Source organism: Mycobacterium asiaticum (assembly GCF_001673635.1).
Taxonomy (GTDB): domain Bacteria; phylum Actinomycetota; class Actinomycetes; order Mycobacteriales; family Mycobacteriaceae; genus Mycobacterium; species Mycobacterium asiaticum_C.
Window position 1 is genome coordinate 40,925 of record NZ_LZMH01000008.1, and the last position, 20,717, is coordinate 61,641.

General features: G+C 65.8%; 22 protein-coding genes and 1 tRNA gene. 12 read left to right on the forward strand and 11 right to left on the reverse strand.

What is annotated here, in order from left to right; all coding sequences use genetic code 11:
- From A5645_RS02090 to A5645_RS02105, 4 genes are all read right to left on the reverse strand, one after another.
- Entirely contained in the window at positions 1 to 861 is an 861-nt protein-coding gene (locus tag A5645_RS02090; RefSeq protein ID WP_065128332.1) for an alpha/beta fold hydrolase, read from the reverse strand.
- A complete protein-coding gene (locus A5645_RS02095) occupies positions 858 to 1,577 on the reverse strand; it encodes a DUF998 domain-containing protein (protein WP_065128333.1) in 720 nt (239 codons plus the stop codon). The genes A5645_RS02090 and A5645_RS02095 overlap by 4 nt, the downstream gene beginning before the upstream one ends.
- Before the next feature lie 35 nt (positions 1,578 to 1,612).
- A complete protein-coding gene (locus A5645_RS02100; protein WP_065128334.1) occupies positions 1,613 to 2,602 on the reverse strand; it encodes an alpha/beta fold hydrolase in 990 nt (329 codons plus the stop codon).
- Between the two features lie 100 nt (positions 2,603 to 2,702).
- Positions 2,703 to 3,101, reverse strand: coding sequence for a hypothetical protein (locus A5645_RS02105; RefSeq protein WP_065034943.1), 399 nt, complete (start codon positions 3,099 to 3,101; stop codon positions 2,703 to 2,705).
- Between the two features lie 266 nt (positions 3,102 to 3,367).
- On the opposite strand from A5645_RS02105, the gene A5645_RS02110 reads away from it, so the two are divergent.
- Together A5645_RS02110 and A5645_RS02115 are read left to right on the forward strand one after the other, a co-directional pair.
- On the forward strand, positions 3,368 to 5,017 hold the full coding sequence (locus A5645_RS02110) for an alkaline phosphatase D family protein (protein WP_065128335.1): 1,650 nt from the start codon (positions 3,368 to 3,370) through the stop codon (positions 5,015 to 5,017).
- 67 nt (positions 5,018 to 5,084) lie between these two features.
- Entirely contained in the window at positions 5,085 to 5,531 is a 447-nt protein-coding gene (locus tag A5645_RS02115) for a MarR family winged helix-turn-helix transcriptional regulator (RefSeq protein WP_253866833.1), read from the forward strand.
- Between the two features lies 1 nt (position 5,532).
- Here A5645_RS02115 and A5645_RS02120 read toward each other — a convergent pair whose 3' ends face one another.
- The 6 genes from A5645_RS02120 to A5645_RS02145 form a co-directional block, all read right to left on the reverse strand.
- Positions 5,533 to 6,279, reverse strand: coding sequence for an SDR family NAD(P)-dependent oxidoreductase (locus tag A5645_RS02120; protein WP_065128337.1), 747 nt, complete (start codon positions 6,277 to 6,279; stop codon positions 5,533 to 5,535).
- A 92-nt stretch (positions 6,280 to 6,371) separates the two neighbouring features.
- Positions 6,372 to 6,800, reverse strand: coding sequence for a hypothetical protein (locus A5645_RS02125; RefSeq protein ID WP_065038497.1), 429 nt, complete (start codon positions 6,798 to 6,800; stop codon positions 6,372 to 6,374).
- Between the two features lie 3 nt (positions 6,801 to 6,803).
- The gene (locus A5645_RS02130; protein WP_065128378.1) at positions 6,804 to 7,145 is read right to left on the reverse strand and encodes a DUF3703 domain-containing protein; all 342 of its coding nucleotides are present in this window, start codon (positions 7,143 to 7,145) and stop codon (positions 6,804 to 6,806) included.
- 16 nt (positions 7,146 to 7,161) lie between these two features.
- Entirely contained in the window at positions 7,162 to 7,479 is a 318-nt protein-coding gene (locus A5645_RS02135; protein WP_065128338.1) for an ArsR/SmtB family transcription factor, read from the reverse strand.
- 72 nt (positions 7,480 to 7,551) lie between these two features.
- A complete protein-coding gene (locus A5645_RS02140; RefSeq protein ID WP_065038500.1) occupies positions 7,552 to 7,980 on the reverse strand; it encodes an Rv2253/PknI dimerization domain-containing protein in 429 nt (142 codons plus the stop codon).
- Between the two features lie 173 nt (positions 7,981 to 8,153).
- The gene (locus A5645_RS02145; protein ID WP_253866834.1) at positions 8,154 to 8,744 is read right to left on the reverse strand and encodes a tRNA-specific adenosine deaminase; all 591 of its coding nucleotides are present in this window, start codon (positions 8,742 to 8,744) and stop codon (positions 8,154 to 8,156) included.
- Between the two features lie 200 nt (positions 8,745 to 8,944).
- On the opposite strand from A5645_RS02145, the gene A5645_RS02150 reads away from it, so the two are divergent.
- From A5645_RS02150 to A5645_RS02165, 4 genes are all read left to right on the forward strand, one after another.
- Positions 8,945 to 9,718: a hypothetical protein gene (locus A5645_RS02150; RefSeq protein WP_155767809.1), complete on the forward strand. Its 774-nt coding sequence runs from the start codon at positions 8,945 to 8,947 to the stop codon at positions 9,716 to 9,718.
- A 219-nt stretch (positions 9,719 to 9,937) separates the two neighbouring features.
- A complete protein-coding gene (locus A5645_RS02155) occupies positions 9,938 to 10,489 on the forward strand; it encodes an MPT63 family protein (protein ID WP_065038570.1) in 552 nt (183 codons plus the stop codon).
- Between the two features lie 100 nt (positions 10,490 to 10,589).
- A complete protein-coding gene (locus tag A5645_RS02160; RefSeq protein WP_065128339.1) occupies positions 10,590 to 11,177 on the forward strand; it encodes a GNAT family N-acetyltransferase in 588 nt (195 codons plus the stop codon).
- A gap of 119 nt (positions 11,178 to 11,296) precedes the next feature.
- A complete protein-coding gene (locus tag A5645_RS02165) occupies positions 11,297 to 11,758 on the forward strand; it encodes a DUF2834 domain-containing protein (protein ID WP_065128380.1) in 462 nt (153 codons plus the stop codon).
- A 70-nt stretch (positions 11,759 to 11,828) separates the two neighbouring features.
- On the opposite strand, the gene A5645_RS02170 is transcribed toward A5645_RS02165, so the two are convergent.
- A tRNA-Arg gene (locus A5645_RS02170) sits at positions 11,829 to 11,904 on the reverse strand.
- A 124-nt stretch (positions 11,905 to 12,028) separates the two neighbouring features.
- Between A5645_RS02170 and argS the strand changes: the two genes are divergently transcribed.
- The 6 genes from argS to rho all read left to right on the forward strand — a co-directional run bounded on the left by argS (position 12,029) and on the right by rho (position 20,643).
- Entirely contained in the window at positions 12,029 to 13,681 is a 1,653-nt protein-coding gene (gene argS / locus A5645_RS02175) for an arginine--tRNA ligase (protein WP_065128340.1), read from the forward strand.
- Positions 13,678 to 15,096 (forward strand): diaminopimelate decarboxylase, encoded by a 1,419-nt coding sequence (lysA, locus tag A5645_RS02180; protein WP_065128341.1) that lies wholly within the window; start codon positions 13,678 to 13,680, stop codon positions 15,094 to 15,096. The genes argS and lysA overlap by 4 nt, the downstream gene beginning before the upstream one ends.
- 3 nt (positions 15,097 to 15,099) lie before the next feature.
- Positions 15,100 to 16,425, forward strand: coding sequence for a homoserine dehydrogenase (locus A5645_RS02185; RefSeq protein WP_065128342.1), 1,326 nt, complete (start codon positions 15,100 to 15,102; stop codon positions 16,423 to 16,425).
- A complete protein-coding gene (gene thrC, locus A5645_RS02190; RefSeq protein WP_065038506.1) occupies positions 16,422 to 17,504 on the forward strand; it encodes a threonine synthase in 1,083 nt (360 codons plus the stop codon). The genes A5645_RS02185 and thrC overlap by 4 nt, the downstream gene beginning before the upstream one ends.
- Positions 17,505 to 17,524: 20 nt before the next feature.
- A complete protein-coding gene (gene thrB / locus A5645_RS02195) occupies positions 17,525 to 18,457 on the forward strand; it encodes a homoserine kinase (RefSeq protein ID WP_065038572.1) in 933 nt (310 codons plus the stop codon).
- 260 nt (positions 18,458 to 18,717) lie between these two features.
- Positions 18,718 to 20,643, forward strand: coding sequence for a transcription termination factor Rho (gene rho / locus A5645_RS02200; RefSeq protein ID WP_065038507.1), 1,926 nt, complete (start codon positions 18,718 to 18,720; stop codon positions 20,641 to 20,643).
- The last annotated feature ends 74 nt before the right edge of the window (positions 20,644 to 20,717 follow it).

A 20,717-nucleotide genomic window follows, 5' to 3' on the forward strand; every position in this document is an offset into this window, starting at 1 on the left:
CTACTGCGGGGGCTCAATTCGCCCGATCCGGCGGATCTCCTCCGCGGTAGCCAGCGGCCGTTCGATCATGAGGAGGTGTCCGGCGGGGGCGATGGTGACGTGCTCGGCACCGAGCGCCGCGGCCAATCGGATCTGCTGCGTGCGCCAGCGATGAGTGCGCCAACCGGCGTGGGCGGTGGCGACGATCCGAGGCACCGGCGGTAGCGGGTAGACGGCCCGCAGTGTGCACAGCTCGGCCGCCAGTTCATAGTAGCCCAGGTATTCGGCCAGCAGCGCCAGCGGAAATCCGGAATCTCTTGTAGTACAGCGTATTTCGTTGCGAGTCTTAGTGTCGAGGCCGCCGGGTCGTCGCCGCTGCACCAAGTGGAGGCCCATGCGGCTCAGCGGCCGGGTCAGCCGCATTTTGCCCAGCACCCTCAGTACGGCGGTGGCGGCCGCGAGCTTGGTGGGCAGCGGCAAGGTGGGCAGCCATCGGCGGTCCGGGGCGATGCTGGAGTCCAGCAGCAGTAATGCGCGGGTGCGGTGCGGGTATAGCCGCGCGAAGGCTTCGGCGAAGAAGCCGCCAACGGAATGGCCCACCAGCACCGCCTCCCCGGGGCAGCGCAGTGCGTCGAGCACGGCCGCTATCCGGTCGGCCTCCGCTCGGACCGTGCGGCGGCCGCTCAAAGGCGGCGCCACCGGAGCGCCCGGCCGATCGAAGCGCACCACCGTGTGGTCGCCGGCAAGGTGTGCCGCGGTGTCACCCCAGTGCAGGGCGCGGCCGCCGAGGCCACTGCACAACACCACGACGGGACCGGTGTGTCCGTCCACCAGGATCCGCGTCCGGTACCCGCCGGCCTCGAGATCGACGCGGTCCGTCATGGGGTTGGCGCGCGGGCGGTACGCAACGCGACATAGATCAGCCAGCCGGCGAACACGGCAAGCTCGGCCCGCTGGGCGATCCCGACCACACCGACGACGTCGGCGCTGTCGATCAGGATCGCGATCCCGGTCAGTATCGAGGTTCCGATCAATGCCCCCAGCATGAACCGCCCGAGGCGACGAACTCGCGGCGACGCACCCTCGCGCAGGTCGGCGATGACGAACGCAAGCAACGACGCGATCGCGGCGGTGAGCACGGTCCCGCTGCTGAACCAGTGCAGCTGATGGCCGATCGGGACGGTGCGCGATCCTTCCCGGGCTGCGCACACGGCGTCGGAACTGGGTGCGCAGACGAGCCGCCACAGGGTGCTGTCCAGTACCGTCGCCGCGGCGAAGAGCACGAGCGCCCACCAGCCGCGGCGACTCCATCGCCCGCCGCGGACGCCGACCAGGGCGGCGGCGGCCGCGATGACGAGGACCACCGCCGCCGCTATGTCGCAGGACCGAAACCATTCGGCGTACGGCTGGTCGGCCGCGGCGAGTTCGCTGATGTACAGATCGGGGTCGGGCAAGGTGCGGCGGAAGACGACTTCCAATATCCAGTTCGAGTACAGGATTGCCCCGAGCACGGCACCGACGACGGCGACCCACCGCAGCAGTTCCGCGGGCTTGCGGCCGGTATCCAGCACCGGACGAGAGCGTTGCGGCACGGCCATAAAGACATCATGCCGCGCGCGAATAGCTGTTCGGGTTAAGCGAGGTCGCTGTCGGCCGGCGAGTATTCGGCGTACTGGGCGACGCCGGTCTGCAGCGCCTTGCGCACCAGCTCCGGGTCGGACTCGTAGGGTTCGGTCGTGTCGATGAACTGGTGGACGATCTGGACGAAGCGGTCCGGGTGGTCACCGTGCGGCATGTGTCCCGATTCGGGCAGGATCTCCAGCCGCGAGCCGGGGATCTGCCGGTGTGCCAGCCGAGCGTGGCTGACCGGGATGATCAGGTCGTCTTCACCCCAGATGATCTGCACCGGCAGGCCGTGCATCAGGTAGCTGCGGTCCAGCATGCTGACGTACTGGCCCTGGGTGTCGACGACGCCGCGCAGCGTGCGCGCGAAGGCGGACACGGCGCCGGGCTTGCTCAGGCCGCCGACCAGGCGGGGCAGGCTGGCCACGTCGCGGGTGAATCGGGTCGAGCCCACGACCGTGCCGACGGCGCGGCTGACGAGTCCCATCGCGGGGACCGCTCCTGGTAGCCGCAGCATCGAGAGCGCCTCGGCGCCCAGCGGCATGGCCGCGAAGCGCAGCGCGATGCTCACATCCTTGGTGACGCCGCCGGCGCTGACCAGCACGACGCGCTCGACGAACTGCGGGTATTGGTAGGCGAACTGTGCGGCAACGCCGCCGCCCAGGGAATGCCCGACCAGCGTGACGCGGTCGATCTCGAGCGCGGTGAGCAGGTCGCGCAGACCGTTGGCGAAGGAGGCTAGCGAGTAGTCGGCGCGAGGCTTGTCCGACTCGCCGTGCCCCAGCATGTCGGGGGCGATGACGGTGAAGCGCTGGGCAAGCTTGGCGTGCACGGGCTCCCACGTGGTGGAGCTGTCGCCCACCCCGTGCAGCAGCACGATGACCGGGCCCGAGCCCGCGATACGGAAGGCGCGGCGGTGGCCGTGAATGGTGCGGTATTGCAGCTTCGGCGCCGTGACGTCGCGTACCGGCCGTAGGTGCCGGCGTGATTGGTTCGCCATGATGTCCCTCTCCCCTTTGGTCTCCTCCGCCGAAGCGGGGTGTTGAGAACCAGATTGCGGGGGAGTCCTTGGGGACTTCTTGGAGAATCCTTGACGGTTGCTAGCCGATGCGGCTGAGCGTGAATGAGGTCTGTGGGTTCGGAATTCCGCAGGGTGATGGGCTGCCCAGGAAATCGACCCCGCCGTTGAGGGTGACCGGGTCCCACCATTGCCGAACGGTCACCGGCCAGGTGCCGCCGTCCCACAACGAGCCGTTGTCGCCCAGCTGGTACGGCGGGCATGTCACGCCGTCGGGGACGCTGCGCGTGACGGTGTGCCGGCCATTGACCAGGGGAGCGGCGAACCCATGCCCGGGCGCGGTCGTGACATGGGCGACGCAGTCCGGCGCACACGTCGTGGTGATGGTCCAGGTGGCGGCCACACCGTCGGATTCGGTGTACGCGTAGACGCCCTGCATTTTGGGTACCTCGGCGCCGGCCAGCGGCGCTGGACTGAACAAAGCTCCCGATAATAGTGCAACCGCTGCAAGTACTGCATTTTTGAACATGTCGCTGCCTCACGCCAAAATTTCATTGCCTATGGGCAATGTAGCCAAAGTGTATCGGCAAAATCGCAGCTTACTCGCCTAGTCTGGGGGTTCATAGCGAATACCTACAGGACTTCGGCAGATTTCGATCAGGCTGCGCGAAAGTTCAGCGTGCGGCAGATCCCCTGATTGCGTCAGGATCCTTCCGGGCGCTGGGCGGTACCCATAAAGTGAGTTCGATGGGGTTGATCCTTGGTCCGGCGTTACGGCACGTCTCGGATACGACGGCGCTGATCTGGGTGCAGACCGAAAGCCCGGCCACCGTCGACGTCCTCGGCTGTTCGGCGCGGACCTTCGAGGTGCAGGGCTTTCATTTCGCCCTTGTCCTCGTGACCGGTCTGGCGCCCGACAGTGTGACCGAGTACCAGGTGCGGGTCGACGGCCGCACGGCGTGGCCGCTGGAGGACCCAGAGTTCGCGAAGTTCCCCCCGAGTGTGATCCGCATCCGCGGCCCTGCCGGTGCGGATCGGGTGCGGGCCATCTTCGGCTCGTGCCGTTACCCGAAGACCGATGACACGAGGCTCGAGGCCAAGCTGAAGCTCGACGCGCTGGATTGCTATGCGGGGCGGATGGCCGGCCTGCCGATTGAGGACTGGCCCGATGCGGCGATCATGCTCGGCGACCAGCTCTACGCTGATGAGTTGCCGCCTGATGAGCAGCGTCGGGTGGCCGACCGCCGGATGCGCCGCAACAAGCGGGGTCGCCGCCCACCGGACGAGGTGGTCAGTTTCGGTGAATACGAGCGGCTGTATCGCCATTCGTGGGGTGACCCCGAGATCCGGTGGCTCATGTCGACGGTGCCGACCGCCATGATCTTCGACGATCACGACATCCGCGACGACTGGAACACCTCGGCTCCGTGGCGGGCGGAAATGGCGAAGGTGCCGTGGTGGCGTGAGCGGATCAAGGCCGGGTTGGCCTCGTATTGGGTGTATCAACACCTGGGCAATCTGAGTCCTGAAGACCTGGCGGGCGACCAAGACGTTCAGCGCCTGCTCGCCGCCGAAGGCGACGCCTGGCCGATCCTCGCTGAACTCGCGGAGCGGGCGGACCGAGAAGTCGACTCGCACAAGGGAGTTCGGTTCAGCTACCGCTGGGAACTGGGCCGTACCCGATTGATCATGATCGACTCGCGCAACGGTCGCATCCTGGAGCATGGCGAGCGCATGATGATCGGCGACGAGGAGTTCACGTGGGTGGAATCGAATGCCGAGGAAGACCCGGATCGCTACGACCACCTGATGCTGGCGTCGTCGGTGCCCTGGTTGATGCCACCGGCAATCGGTGACCTGGAGTCGCTCAACGAGTACGCGGCGGACCTGCCCGGCCGCCGAGGGAGGTTCGCCGAAAAGATCCGCCAGGAGGTGGATTTCGAGCATTGGCCGGCGTTTCGCAGGTCGTTCGTACGGCTGGGGCAGATGATCGCCCGGATCGCGAATCATCCCCGCGGCCCGGCGACGATCAGCGTGCTGTCCGGCGATGTTCACCACAGTTACGCCGCACGCGCTGAACTCGAAGGAGTGGAACCCGACGGCGCGACGGTGCACCAGCTCGTGTGCTCGCCGGTGCACAACTATGTGCCACTGTTCATCAAACCGGCCTTCATGCTCGGCTGGACTCGGCCGGCGGCTGCTCTCACCAAGTGGTGGTTGCGCAGGCGGGGGCTCCCCTCGCCGCCGATGAGGTGGGCCAACGTCTGCGGACCGCTGTTCGGCAACACCATCGCCACCCTGGAAATCCATGGGCGCAAAGCGGTGGTGATCTTCGAACAGCCCCGGGGGACATCGGCTTTGGCCGAGGTGGGGCGGGTCTCGCTGAATGCGCACTGACTCGGGCAGCTCGTCCTCGGACTCCCACCGCCTGAGCCGGCTGCAACAAGAAGCTTGGCTGAGCTACATGCGGGTCTACCATCGCCTCGAGTACGAGATGAACCGCCAACTCCAACTCGACTGCGGCTTGTCACTCAGCGACTACACCGTGCTGAACGCCTTGTCGAACGCGCCCGGCCACCGTGCCCAGCTGTCCAGCTTGGCGACGGTGATCGGCTGGGAGCGCAGCCGGCTGTCACACCACCTGCAACGGATGAGCCGTCGCGGTCTCGTCGATCGCGTTGCCTCGGACAGTGACGGGCGCGGCACGGACGTCGTGCTGACCGCGCAAGGGAAAGACGAACTGGTCAGTGCCGCCCCCAAACACGCGGCTCATGTCAAGCGGCTGTTCTTCGCCGGCATCGACAGTGACCAAGAGCGTCAGCTCGCTGAGATACTGACCGCCGTCTACGAGACGATCCTGCGCGAAGGAGCCCTTCCCAAGCCCGATTTCGGGCCACAGGCGTCCGAATAGCTCACACCTGTTCTGCGCCGCCATCGACGAACAGCTCGGCGCCGGTCATAAAGCTGCTCTCGTCTGATGCCAAGAACAGAACTGCGGCGGCAATCTCGCTGGGACGTCCGAGCCGCCGCATGGGCACCTTCGAAGCTTCGGCATCGAGCAACTCTTGCTCAGAACCCGCGGGTGCCAGGCCCTTGAGCCCGGGTGTCTCCACCGGACCCGGGACGACGGTGTTCACCCGAATCCCGCGGTCGGCAAGCTCGGCGGCCCACGTCCGTCCGAACGAGCGGATCGCCGCCTTGCTGGCCGCGTACACGGTGAACGCGGGCGTCCCGTTGTATGCCGCCGTTGAGCCGGTCAGAACTATCGAGGCGCCAGGGTTCAGCAGCGGCAGCATCTTCTGCACGGTGAACAAGGTGCCACCGACGTTGATTGAGAAGGTGTCGTTGAAGTTCTCGACGGTGATGTCGCCCAGCGCTGCGAAGTTTCCGCCGCCGGCGTTCGCGAAAACGATGTCGAGCCCGCGTCCACGCGCCCGGATCGCTGCCGCCACGGCGTCGAGGTCCTCGGGCCGCGAAACGTCGCTGCGCACCCCAGTTGCCGCATCCCCGATGGTGGCGATCGCCTCGTCCAGGACATCTTGGCGACGTCCGGTCAGGAACACGTGCGCTCCTTCGGCCGCCAGTCGCTGTGCGGTGGCCAGTCCGATGCCGGAGGTGCCGCCAGTGACCAGAGCCGTCTTGCCGTCCAATTGACCCATCATCGATTCCCTTCGTCGTTCACATGTGCGGATACACCCTGCAACATGCGTGACATGTCACCTATTCCGGGAATCGTTGCGTAATGCGTTCGCTATCGACGCGACCACATTCTGCGAAGCCGGCCTCCGCGCTCTCCGCTCGAGCCCGCCGCCCGGCCGGACGTGTGCGCGGGTTCGGTGTGCACGCTCACCGCCTCCAGGTAGTCGCACTCGATGATGACCTTGCGGAATCCGGCCCCATCGCCGGCCACGGCGCGGCGCTGATATTCCGTAAGCAGCTCCAGTGCTCGGGGTAGCACCGGCACCGGCAGGGTGTCCGACCCGACCACCGCCCATCCCCGCGCGAACGGCGGCTCGGCGGCCGACATGAATTCGACGCGCACCCGCTGCCAGCCGACGGGCGCCGCATCGCGGACGTGGCTCAGAGCGTCCTCGATCAGCGATCGGTCGCCGGCGTCGCCGCGTTGCGTACCTGTCACGTTGACCACCTCATCGGAGTCGGGCCGAAGGTCGGTGCTCACAGGTTATCCGGCAGTGGCTCTGGCGAGGTCCGGCGGCGTAGGCATCGGTGTCATGAGCCCGGCCGCGGTTCGGCCGGTATTGCCCTCGGGATATCTGCCGGTCAGTGATCCGGGAGCCGCCAAAACGATCCGCACCACCTGTCCGAACGCTTCTTGCCGGTCGTGTTGGCGGACCGCAAGAAGCAACATCGCCACATGGTTCTGGGTGTGCAGCCATGGATCCGGTTGAGAAACGATGTGCGCGCGTTCGAGGTGATGCCAGCGGGCGTCCGCTGTCTCAGCACTCTTGGCGGCCGCCATCTCATCGCGGTAGACGGCACGGGCTTGGGCGGTTATTCGAGACATCGACATTCCTTTGCGGTCAGGTGCCGGCTTCGCTCACGCAGTTCGGGTCAACCGCGAGCACCAGGCCCATCAGGTCGTCGAGGGCGTGCCCGATCCGGGGGTCGGCGAGCTCGTAACGCATCCTGCGTCCTTCCGGGACTGCGGCAACGAGGCCGCACCCGCGCAGGCAAGTCAGATGATTCGACAGGATCTGCCGCGAGACGCCGATCTGGTCGGCCAGCTGCGCCGGGTAGCTGGGCTCACGGTTGAGGCTGAGCAGGACGCGGGTCCGGGTCGAGTCGGACAGCGCATGTCCGAAGCGTGCCAGCGCATCGATATTGCTCACTTGCGGCATGCCACCATAGTACAGAAGTTTCTGTATTCAGCGAATTATGTACATTTCTGTGCGCCATGCCGGAATGCCGGCTCAGACGCTGCTGGGGTCGGCCACCTGGACGTCCGGAGCCACATCACCTACCCGGGTCGCAGTGAACGGAATGACGATGGGTGCGCAGGGCGCCTCCAGTTGAGTGCTGACGCCGACGAAGGTTCCGTCGGGTTTCAGTTGGAAGGAAAGAGTTTCGGTGCCCTGTTTGATGGTGTTGTTGCAGGTGAACATTTTCCACCTGGTCGCCACCCACTGGTCGCGATTCTCGCGGAAGACGAGCGCTCCTTCCTCGGGTGGCTGCAGCCACGTCGGGCCGATCGAGGTGTCCCAAGCCGTCGCGACGCAGCCGGAAGGTCGGCACGCGGAGCGCATAGCGATCAAGGTGGAATGCGAACCGGTCGGCTTGGGCGCGCCATCGACGGTCTGTTTACTGCCGTCGAAGTCGAACCGGTACGTTCCGTCGGCCAATGCTGACGCCCAGGCAATACTCGGGACAGCCAAGGGAACTGCCGGGCCAAGAATGACCGCGACGGCAGCCGCCAGGAGAACGCGAGAAATGGTCATACGGCGGCCCTCAATCAAATTTGCTGTGCAACCGATTGTGGGCCGTTGAGCTGGGCGTCACAAGGGCCTTGCGCCGGTCAGTCGAATGGAATGCTGTTGTCGGCCTTGGCGAGCTGATATTGGTCGGAAAGCTCCGCGTAGCGGGCCCGGACTTGTTGCTCGCGCTGACTGAGCGCGTCGCGCTCTTGCTGCGGTGCGGCGTTGATCAGCTCGGGGATCGAATACGCGGACCAGAAGGCGTTGACTGCCCGGTACTCGCCGTTGTCCACCCCGAAGACTTCTTTGAGAATCTGGAGGTCGTGGGGAATGCCGAACGCATCCCTGGACTCCTCGTAGCTGAAGAAGTAGTAGAAGTTGTCGAATCCAGCCCACGTGATGGCGGATAGGCACAGCGGGCACGGTTCGTGTGTGGCGAGGAAGATCAACTCACCGGTGGGCGGCCGGTCGGGCATCTCGTAGAACTGGTTCAGCGTGCTGATCTCTCCGTGCAGCAGCGGGTTGTTCGTCTCTGCATTGGTGCCGGCGATGACGACCGACAGATCGGACTTTCGCAGCAGGGCGGCGCCGAAGATCTTGTTGCCCTTCGCGACTCCCCGCGCGGTCATCGGCAGGATGTCGAGCTCCATGACCTCGAGCAAGCGAGCCGCGATCGTGATGTGTTCCCGCACGGCGTCAGCCTAGCTCCGGAACCGAGCGGACAAGACGAAATTCCATGGCTGTCCGGGTGTTTCAAATGGCGCCGTCAAAAGCCGCATTCCTGACCGGCGCTGGCGTAGCGTGACTCGCGAAGGGCTCGGCGCGTGCCTGCCGTTAGGGGGCGGCGGCACGGGTTCTGAAGGTGAAACCGCAACGGCGGGAGGTCGTTTCAATGACATATGCGTTTCTCGACGTTCATCGGCCGGGGATGCCGGAAGTGCTTGGCCTGCCGGAATTGAACAGCGACCTGTCGCTGAAACTTGATGCCAACGACGGGGATGTCATCGGACCCGTCGAGGCCAACGAGTTTGTGGTCGAGCATCTCTGGGAGGTGCCCAGGGGCGGGATCACTTGGCGCCCCTCCATTTCGTTGAACAAAGTCTCCATTTCAAGCTATTTGACCGAATCACGGCTGGTGTACATCTGCGCGAACTACCGCAAGTTCCGGGCGCGGATAGTAGGTGGATTCACCGGGGGAGAATCCACCAGCGGCCGCACCTTTGCGAAGACGACCGACGGCGCCGCACTGGTGGGCGAATTGAGATTTCCCTGGATACTGGCGTGGGAATGGCAGGGGACGACGCTCAGGTTTCTCGTTGCGTCCAATAGTACTCATCCGGCCCCAAAGCCGTATTACTTCGCACTGCGTATCTCCATCATGTTGCGCAAGCGTCGGGACCTTCAGGCGCTGACCGGCGTCCTCACGAGTCGGATCGCGGCCTACCGGCTAGCCGATAGCAGCCCGAAGGACGAAGCGACGGTAGAACACCTTCGCGAATTGGTTGCTGGGCGAATGGTGTCGGAGCGAATTCCGACGCGACTTGACTACCTCTATGGCTCGGATTTTTCCCCTGAGGTCGGAATCCCTGGTTCCATGCCGTGGGGCCTCGGCATGGAATACGCACCATCGGCACCCCCCTCGCAGGTTCTTTCGCACGACAATTAGTCCGTTATTGTATGAGTCGGCTGAGTCGTGCAGCTGGCGAATCATGCTGGGACGCAGACACGTTCGGCCTAGTTCACCGCAACGCGTACGCAGGCTAACGGCATTCCGCGGGGTATGTAGGTTTGGCGCGGCAACTTTTGGTTAATGCCGATCAAGTGCGGTCTATCCACCGACTGGGCGACCGCTCGAATAATTGCGGAGTAAATGAAGGAGCCCATCGTGAGGTTCACAATCACGACACTTAAGGCGGCTATCGGTGCTGCGGGAATAGCTGCGGCAGCCGCATTCGGCGCAGGAGTCGCCTCGGCCGCGCCGCCGAATGTCCAGCCCTTCGGGTCCAGTCAACAGCTGATCAACGGGCCGATGACTATCACTTACACGGTGAGCAACCTGCAGCCGAGCACTGTGGCTATTCCTGGTTACACGCCCAAAGGCACCCTCTACCAGGCAGACATCACGGCCAGGTCGGATGCCGGCACCGTCACCCCGATGGTGAAGAACTTCAGCGCTCGCGGGCCCAACGGTCAGACCTACAAGCTGATCGACAAGGCGCAGGTCCCCGGTGGTCTCAACCCGGCACCCATCCCGCAGGGCAACGAATCGACCGGCACGCTGTACTTCGACGTGACGGGTGCGCCTGCTAACGGTGTCGTCTATAACGACGGGCTTCAAGACATCCTCATCTGGACGTCGAACATCCCGGGCGGCGACACCCCTAGCGAGTCGCCGTCGAGCCCGGCCCCGGGCGGGCTTCCCGCTCCGGCGAGCTGATCCGCTGACCAGAAGGCTCCCCGCGCTACGCCCAGCGGCGTGGGGAGCCTTCCAGCGGTATGAGCTGCTTCTTCGGGAGAGCGGTGCGTATCGTCAGCACATGACGACTTCGGAGGCAAGCCGGGTGACTCCGACCACCGACGAGCGCAGAGCGATCGCCACGCTCACGATCGCGTTCAGCAGTGATCCCATCGCCCGCTGGTTCTTGCCTGATGCAAGTCGCTACTTGACGTACTGGCCGCAATTCGTGATTGCTTTGGCCGGGAATGCATTCGCCGCTGGCACGGCCGACTCGGTCGGTGATTGCGCAGGAGTGGCCCTGTGGCTGCCGCCGGATGTCGGGTCGGACGACGAGGCCATGGCGGCGATCGCGACAGAGGCAGTGCCAGAACCCGACCAGGAAGAAGTGTTCGGCGTCTTGGGGCAGATGGGCGAATACCACCCCACGGAACGCCACTGGTACCTCCCTCTCATTGGCGTCGACGCGCTCAAGGTGGGCGGCGGCCTGGGCTCGGCGCTACTGCGGCACGCTGCATCGCGCTGCGACCGGGACGGCCTGCCCGCGTACCTCGAAGCAACCGACCCCCGCAACAGGCGGCTCTACGCCGCGCACGGGTTCGAGGAGCTCGGCGTCATACAGGCCGGTGGGTCGCCGCCCATCTGGCCGATGCTGCGCAAGCCTCGTTGAAGCCGGGCTTGCTTCGGAAGTCATAGAGCGGTGCGCTTGAGGACGCGGAGGCGCTCTAGATCGATCATTCGCGAGCGAAGCAGCCGACTGAATTCGCGTTCCGATCTACGGTGACGATCATGACAATGGCGAACCACCCTGCTGAACTGGCATCATCGCTCTCTACTTCGCGCAAGATCCGCTGTGCCGTATACGGCGTGATCGCGGTCGTCGGGTACTTCGCGACCTGGGGTCCCGTCTTTCTCGGTTACACGCTGCACGAGTACATGTTCAACTTCATGACCGACATCAGAGTCCTACCGGCATCCCGCGCGTACACAGGCGACCTCTCCGTATTGGGTATCGCCGTAGTGATTCTGATGGTGGTGGAGGCCAGAAGACACAGCATCAGATTTGTTTGGCTTTACATCGTGGGCGGGTTCCTCACTGCACTGAGCAGTACGTTTCCGCTGTTTCTCATCGCACGCGAATTCCGTTTGGCAGATACCCCCACGCCGCGCCTTCGCATCGCAGACAAGGTTGGCCTTGCGATCATCTCCGCTGCGCTGTTGACACAGATCGTTTGGATCAACCTCGTGTGAAGGTTGTTGTCTGCGCCTCGTCCACCGCAACGCGCCATCGGGCCATCCGGCGGTGTTGAACGAGCCCGGATGGTGCCCCCGGCAGGATTCGAACCTGCGGCCTTCTGCTCCGGAGGCAGACGCTCTATCCCCTGAGCTACGGGGGCGCACAAACTACTCGTTGCGCCATGGGGCTTGAACAGCCCCGCCAGACTAACGCATCCGGGTGATCGTCCGACCACCGGTAATGGATTCGGGGCGCGAGGCCCTCAGCCAATAGGATGGACGCTCGTGACCCCCGCCGACCTCGCCGAGCTGCTCAAAATCACCGCCTCCGCGGTGCTGGCCGAGCATGACCTCGACGTGTCCGCGTTGCCTCAGACGGTCACCGTAGAACGCCCGCGCAACCCCGAGCATGGCGATTACGCCTCCAACCTGGCCCTGCAGCTTGGCAAAAAAGTCGGCGCCAACCCCCGTGAGCTGGCCGGATGGCTGGCCGAGGCGCTGACGAAGGCCGACGGAATCGCCAGTGCCGAGGTGGCCGGACCGGGCTTCATCAACATGCGGCTGGAGACTTCCGCCCAAGCCAAGATCGTCAACGACGTCATCGACGCCGGCGACGGCTTCGGACATTCCCAACTGCTGGCGGGTCACCACGTCAACCTGGAGTTCGTCTCCGCCAACCCCACCGGACCCATCCACATCGGCGGCACCCGCTGGGCCGCCGTCGGCGACGCACTCGGCCGGCTCCTGACGACGCAGGGCGCTCAAGTGGTCCGGGAGTACTACTTCAACGACCACGGCGCACAGATCGACCGCTTCGCCGACTCCCTGGTCGCCGCGGCCAAGGGTGAGCCCGCCCCAGAGGACGGGTATGCGGGCACCTACATCAGCGACATCGCCGCGCAGGTGTTGCAGAAGGCGCCCGATGCGCTGAGCCTGCCGCCCGGCGAAATGCGCGAGACCTTCCGCGAGATCGGCGTCGACCTGATGTTCGCCCACATCAAGGAGTCGCTGCACGAATTCGGCACCGATTTCGACGTCTACACCCACGAAGACTCGATGCACACCAGCGGCCGCGTCGACGAGGCCATCGCGAAACTGCGTGAGAGCGGCAACATTTACGAGAAGGACGGCGCAACATGGTTGCGCAGCAGCGCCTTTGGTGACGACAAGGACCGCGTCGTGATCAAGAGCGACGGCAAGCCGGCCTACGTGGCCGGTGACCTGGCCTACTACCTGGACAAGCGGGCCCGCGGATTCGACCTGTGCATCTACATGCTCGGCGCCGACCACCACGGCTACATCGCGCGGCTCAAGGCCGCGGCGGCCGCGTTCGGCGAAGACCCTGCCACCGTCGAGGTACTGATCGGCCAAATGGTCAACCTGGTGCGTGACGGCCAGCCGGTCCGGATGAGCAAGCGGGCCGGCACCGTGATCACCCTCGACGACCTGGTCGAGGCCATCGGCGTGGACGCGGCCCGCTACAGCCTGATCCGTTCCTCGGTGGACACCCCGATCGACATCGACCTGGCGCTGTGGTCCTCGGCGTCCAACGAAAACCCGGTCTACTACGTGCAATACGCGCACGCCCGGCTTTCGGCGCTGGCCCGCAACGCCGCCGAACTCGGCCTGATCCCCGACACCGGCCACCTCGAGCTGCTCAGCCACGACAAAGAGGGCACGCTGCTGCGCACCATCGGCGAGTTCCCCCGGGTGCTCAAAACCGCGGCGGCCCTGCGCGAACCGCACCGGGTATGCCGTTACCTCGAAGACCTCGCCGGCGACTACCACCGGTTCTACGACTCGTGTCGAGTGCTGCCGCAAGGCGACGAGCAGCCCACCGAGCTGCACACCGCACGGTTGGCGCTGTGCCAGGCCACCCGCCAGGTCATCGCCAACGGATTGGCCATCCTCGGAGTCACCGCCCCGGAGAGAATGTGAACGTCCACCCCGCCGGACCTCGGCACGCCGAGGACAGCCGGCACGTCAGCGGCCCGCCCCGCCCCCAGTCGGCCGAGGAGCTGCTGCGGCTGGCGCCGAATGTCTGGCCGCGCAACACCGTTCGTGACGAGGCTGGGGTGGCCACCATCGCCGGTGTGAAGCTCACCGAACTGGCCGCCCAGTACGGGACGCCGCTGTTCGTCATCGACGAGGACGATTTCCGCTCGCGCTGCCGGGAGACGGCCGCCGCGTTCGGCGGCGGGGTGCACGTGCACTATGCGGCCAAAGCCTTCCTGTGCAGTGAAATAGCGCGGTGGATCGAGCAGGAAGGTCTCTCGCTGGACGTCTGCACCGGCGGCGAGCTGGCGGTCGCGCTGCACGCGAACTTCCCGCCGGAGCGGATCACGTTGCACGGCAACAACAAATCGGTGGGCGAGCTCACGGCCGCGGTGAAAGCCGGTGTCGGGCATGTCGTGGTGGACTCCTTGCTCGAAATCGAGCGGCTCGACGCGATCGCGGCCGAGGCCGGGATCGTTCAGGACGTCTTGGTGCGTCTGACGGTCGGCGTAGAGGCACACACCCACGAGTTCATCTCGACCGCTCACGAAGACCAGAAGTTCGGATTGTCGGTGGCCAGCGGCGCGGCGATGGCCGCGGTGCGTCAGGTTTTCGCCGCCGACCACCTTCGGCTGGTGGGTCTGCACAGCCACATCGGCTCGCAGATCTTCGACGTCGCGGGATTCGAGATCGCCGCACACCGCGTGATCGCGCTGCTGGGCCAGATCGTCGAAGAATTCGGTGTCGACAAGACCGCGCAAGTGTCCACCGTCGATCTCGGTGGGGGACTGGGCATCTCGTATCTGGCGGCCGACGATCCGCCGCCGATCGCCGAGCTGGCGGCCAAGCTGAGCGCCATCGTCAGCAACGAATCGGCCGCCGCCGGGCTGCCGACGCCGAAGCTGGTGGTCGAACCCGGCCGCGCCATCGCCGGTCCGGGCACCATCACGCTGTACGAGGTCGGCACCGTCAAGGACGTCGACGTAAGTGCCAGCGCGCATCGACGCTACGTCAGCGTCGACGGCGGCATGAGCGACAACATCCGCACCGCGCTCTACGACGCGCAGTACGACGCCCGACTGGTTTCGCGCGTCAGTGATGCGCCGGCCACCCAGGCTCGCCTCGTCGGGAAGCATTGCGAGACCGGCGACATCATCGTGCGCGACACCTGGGTGCCCGACGACATTCGGCCCGGCGATCTGATTGCGGTGGCCGCCACCGGCGCCTACTGCTATTCGCTGTCGAGCCGCTACAACATGATCTGCCGTCCCGCCGTGGTCGCGGTGCGCGGCGGGAAATCCCGCTTGATCCTGCGTCGCGAGACCGTCGACGATCTGCTGAGTTTGGAGGTGAGGTGACCCGTGGCCGGTGACGAGAAGGCCGTTGGTGTAGCGGTACTCGGGTTGGGTGTCGTCGGTAGCGAAGTCGTGCGCATCATCAACGAGAGCGCCGACGACCTGGCGGGGCGCATCGGCGCCCGGCTGAAGCTGCGCGGCATCGGAGTGCGCCGCGTCGCGGCAGACCGCGGCGTGCCGGTGGAACTGCTGACCGACGACATTGACGAACTCGTCTCGCGCGACGATGTCGACATCGTCGTCGAGGTCATGGGCCCGGTCGAGCCCGCCCGCAAAGCGATCCTGTCCGCTCTCAAGCACGGCAAGTCCGTCGTCACCGCGAACAAAGCGCTGATGTCCATCGCCAGCGGGGAATTGGCGGCAGCCGCCGAAAGCGAAGCCGTCGACCTGTATTTCGAAGCCGCGGTGGCCGGTGCCATTCCGGTCATCCGCCCGCTGACCCAGTCACTGGCCGGCGACACGGTGCTGCGGGTGGCAGGCATCGTCAACGGCACCACCAACTACATCCTGTCCGAAATGGGCAGCACCGGCGCCGATTACGACACCGCCCTGGCCGACGCGAGCGCGCTGGGTTACGCCGAGGCCGACCCGACCGCCGACGTGGAAGGGTATGACGCGGCGGCCAAGGCGGCGATCCTGGCGTCGATCGCCTTTCACACCCGGGTGACCGCCGACGACGTGTACCGCGAGGGCATCACCAAGATCACTCCCGAGGACTTCGAGTCCGCCAAGTCGCTGGGATGCACCATCAAGCTGCTGTCCATCTGCGAGCGCATCACCACCGACGAAGGCCAGCAACGGGTTTCGGCCCGCGTCTACCCGGCCCTGGTACCGCTGTCGCATCCGCTCGCCTCGGTCAACGGCGCCTTCAACGCGGTCGTGGTCGAGGCCGCGGCGGCCGGCCGGCTGATGTTCTACGGCCAGGGCGCCGGTGGGGCGCCCACCGCGTCGGCGGTGACCGGTGATCTGGTGATGGCTGCGCGCAACCGGGTGCTGGGCAGCCGGGGCCCCCGCGAATCGAAGTACGCCCAACTGCCCATCGCACCAATGGGTTTCATCGCGACCCGCTACTACGTCAGCATGAACGTCGCCGACAAGCCCGGCGTGTTGTCCGCGGTGGCAGCCGAATTCGGCAAGCGCGAGGTGAGCATCGCCGAAGTCCGCCAGGAAGGTGTGGTGGACCAGGGCGGCCAACGCGTGGGCGCGCGGATCGTGGTGGTCACCCACCAGGCAACTGACGCCGCGCTGTCGGAGACCGTTGACGCGCTGGCCGACCTGGACGTCGTGCAGGGCGTAGAAAGCGTGCTGCGACTGGAAGGAACCGAGCTATGAGCGCCCCGCGAACGGCCGTGCACCAACCCTGGCTGGGCCTTATCGCGGCATACCGGGACCGGTTGCCGGTGGGCGACGACTGGACGCCGGTCACCTTGTTCGAGGGTGGGACGCCGCTGATCCCGGCGCCGCGACTGTCCGAGCTGACCGGGTGCACAATCCATCTCAAGGTCGAGGGCCTCAACCCCACTGGCTCCTTCAAGGACCGCGGCATGACCATGGCCGTCACCGACGCACTGGCCCGCGGCCAGCAGGCGGTGCTGTGCGCGTCCACCGGAAACACCTCGGCGTCGGCCGCGGCCTACGCCGCCCGGGCCGGGATCACCTGCGCCGTGCTGATTCCGCAGGGCAAGATCGCGATGGGCAAGCTGGCGCAGGCGGTCATGCACGGTGCCAAGATCATCCAGATCGACGGCAATTTCGACGACTGCCTGGAACTGGCCCGCAAGATGACCAACGACTTCCCGACGATCTCGCTGGTCAACTCGGTCAACCCGGTGCGCATCGAGGGCCAGAAGACGGCGGCCTTCGAAATTGTCGATGCGCTCGGTACCGCGCCCGACGTGCACGCACTGCCCGTCGGCAACGCCGGCAACATCACCGCCTACTGGAAGGGTTACACCGAGTACCACCGCGACGGGCTGATCGACAAGCTGCCCCGGATGCTCGGCACGCAAGCGGCCGGCGCCGCCCCTCTGGTACACGGGGAACCGGTGTCCAACCCCGAAACCATCGCCACGGCGATCCGCATCGGGGCCCCGGCCTCGTGGACCGCCGCGGTCGAGGCTCAGCAGCAGTCCAACGGGCGTTTCCTGGCCGCCACCGACGAGGAGATCCTCAAGGCCTACCACCTGGTCGCCAGCGCCGAAGGGGTGTTCGTCGAACCCGCGTCGGCGGCCAGCATCGCGGGCCTGCTCAAGTCGATCGACGACGGTTGGGTGCAGCGCGGGTCGACCGTGGTCTGCACGGTCACCGGTAACGGCCTCAAAGATCCCGACACGGCGCTCAAGGACATGCCGAAGGTGTCCCCGCTGCCGGTCGACCCGGTCCTGGTCGTCGAGCAGCTGGGCCTGGAATAGTGGTCGACGCCGCGACGGCCCTGCCCGCGGGCCTGGTGGCGAGTGCCGTGGTGTCGGCGTCCAGCGCCAACCTCGGTCCGGGCTTCGACAGTCTCGGACTGGCATTGAGTCTGTGTGACGAGATCGTCGTGGAGACAACAAGTTCCGGCTTGGTGGTGATCGTCGAGGGAGAGGGCGCCGGCCAGGTGCCGCTCGGTCCTGACCATCTCGTGGTGCGCGCCATTCAACGCGGGCTGGACGCGGTGGGCCTGCACGCCGCCGGGCTGGTGGTCCGCTGCCGCAACGACGTTCCGCACTCTCGGGGCCTGGGCTCGTCGGCAGCGGCCGTGGTGAGCGGTCTCGCGGCAGTCAACGGCCTTGCCGTGCAGACGGATTCGAAGCCGCTCAGCGACACCGAGCTGATCCAGCTGGCGTCGGAGTTCGAAGGCCATCCCGACAACGCCGCGGCCGCCGTGCTCGGGGGTGCGGTGGTTACCTGGGTCGAACAGCGCGACGGCCGGCCGGATTACGCCGCGGTCTCACTGCCCCTGCATCAAGACATCCATTTGTTCGCTGCGATCCCCCAGGAGCGGTCGTTGACCGCCGAGACGCGGGTCCTGTTGCCCGCTCACGTCAGCCACGAGGACGCCCGGTTCAACGTCAGCCGCGTCGCGTTGCTGGTCGTCGCGCTCACCCAGCGTCCGGACCTGCTGATGGCCGCCACCGAAGACGTGCTCCATCAACCGCAACGTGCACCGGCGATGCCGTCTTCTGCGGAATATTTGGGGCTGCTGCGGCGTCTTAATGTTGCGACGGCGCTGTCCGGGGCAGGTCCTTCGCTGATTGTGCTGAGTACCGAGCCGGAACTGCCCGTCGAAGCGGTGGAATACGGAACCGCGAACGGATTCACGATCAAGAGGATGACGGCAGGCGATGGAGTTCGCTGGAAGCCGGGAGTGACAGTCTCGGGTTGATCCGCAGCCTGCCGGTGGGTTGCTTGCTTCCCGCCAGGAAGCGGGTTATCCTCGGACCCGTCCAGCAATTGCAGCATCTGCATCTGCATCCATACTGCGTTGACGCTAGGACAAACACCAATTCTTCTCGGACTTCGTCGCAGATCCTGGCGACCATCGTTTCAGAGTCGATTATTGGGCGCACTCGGCGAATCGCCTGGTTGCCTGTCCAATGCAGAAATCCCCGATTGATGTGATCAGCGGGGCAAGAAAGGAAATCCGTGACTGATACGGACCTCATCACGGCTGGCGAAAGCACCGATTCCGAAAATCTGTCGGGCGCCGTGACCACACCTACTTCCGATGTCTCAGGGGCTGTCTCAGCGGCGAAAACCAACGCGCCGACGGGCTCTCTGGCCACCATGGTGCTGCCCGAACTGCGCGCCCTGGCCAACCAAGCCGGCGTCAAGGGCACGTCCGGCATGCGGAAGAACGAGCTTATTGCCGCGATCCAGGAGATTCGCGGGCAGGCCAACGGCAAGCCGTCCGGCGACACTCCGGCCGCCGAGACCGTGAAGGCCGATACGCCGGCGCAGGACGAGGCGTCCGCACCGCAGGCTCCCGCCCAGGAGTCGAAGGCACCGGAGCCCGCTGCGGAGTCCACCCCGGAATCTCCGGCGCAGGACACGCAGGATGGCGCGCCCAATGAGCCGCGTCGCCGCGAACGGCGGAGCGCTAACCGGCAGGCCGGTGCGGCCGAACAGGGCAAGGGTGAGAGCGCCGAGGGCGCCGGCAAGCCCGACAAGCCTGACGAGCAGCAACGAGGCGACCGGGAGCGCCGCAACGAGCGCGACGCCAAGGCCGAGGAGCGCTCGTCCGACTCGGGTAACGAGCAGGGCGGTGACCAGCAAGGCGGCGGTCAGCAGCGCGGCGGCTCGAACCAGCAGGACGACGACGGCGAGGGCCGCGGCGGCCGGCGTGGACGCCGCTTCCGCGACCGTCGGCGTCGTGGTGAACGGACCGGCGAAGGCGGCGGCGAAACCGAACTCCGCGAGGACGACGTCGTCCAGCCGGTGGCCGGCATCCTCGATGTGCTGGACAACTACGCCTTCGTGCGCACCTCCGGTTATCTGGCCGGCCCGCACGACGTCTATGTGTCGATGAACATGGTGCGCAAGAACGGCCTGCGCCGCGGTGACGCCGTGACCGGCGCCGTTCGGGTGCCCAAGGACGGCGAACAGCCCAACCAGCGGCAGAAGTTCAACCCGCTGGTACGCCTGGACAGCGTCAACGGCGGACCGGTCGAAGACGCCAAGAAGCGCCCCGACTTCCAAAAACTGACGCCGCTGTACCCCAACCAGCGCTTGCGGCTGGAGACCACGCCCGACCGGCTGACCACCCGGGTCATCGACCTGATCATGCCGATCGGCAAAGGTCAGCGTGCGCTGATCGTGTCGCCGCCCAAGGCCGGTAAGACCACGATCTTGCAGGACATCGCGAACGCGATCACCCGCAACAACCCGGAATGCCACCTCATGGTCGTGCTCGTGGACGAGCGTCCGGAAGAGGTGACCGACATGCAGCGTTCGGTCAAGGGTGAGGTCATAGCCTCCACCTTCGACCGCCCGCCGTCCGATCACACCCAGGCAGCAGAATTGGCCATCGAGCGCGCCAAGCGGCTCGTGGAGCAGGGCAAGGATGTTGTGGTGCTGCTGGACTCGATCACCCGACTGGGCCGCGCCTACAACAACGCGTCACCCGCGTCGGGCCGGATCCTTTCCGGTGGTGTCGATTCCACCGCGCTGTACCCGCCCAAGCGCTTCCTGGGCGCCGCGCGCAACATCGAGGAAGGCGGGTCGCTGACCATCATCGCCACCGCGATGGTTGAGACCGGTTCCACCGGTGACACGGTGATCTTCGAGGAGTTCAAGGGCACCGGTAACGCCGAGCTCAAGCTGGACCGCAAGATCTCCGAGCGACGGGTGTTCCCTGCGGTCGACGTCAACCCCTCGGGTACCCGCAAGGACGAGTTGTTGCTCTCGCCCGACGAGTTCGGCATCGTGCACAAGCTGCGTCGCGTGCTGTCGGGTCTGGACTCGCATCAGGCCATCGACCTGCTGATGTCGCAGCTGCGCAAGACGAAGACGAACTACGAGTTCCTGGTGCAGGTGTCCAAGACGACACCGGGCAGCATGGACAACGACTAACTCGCAGACCAGCCCGGCAGGAATATCAGCCCCCCTCCCGCTGTTTTGGGAGGCAGTAGTTGACCTGGCATAAT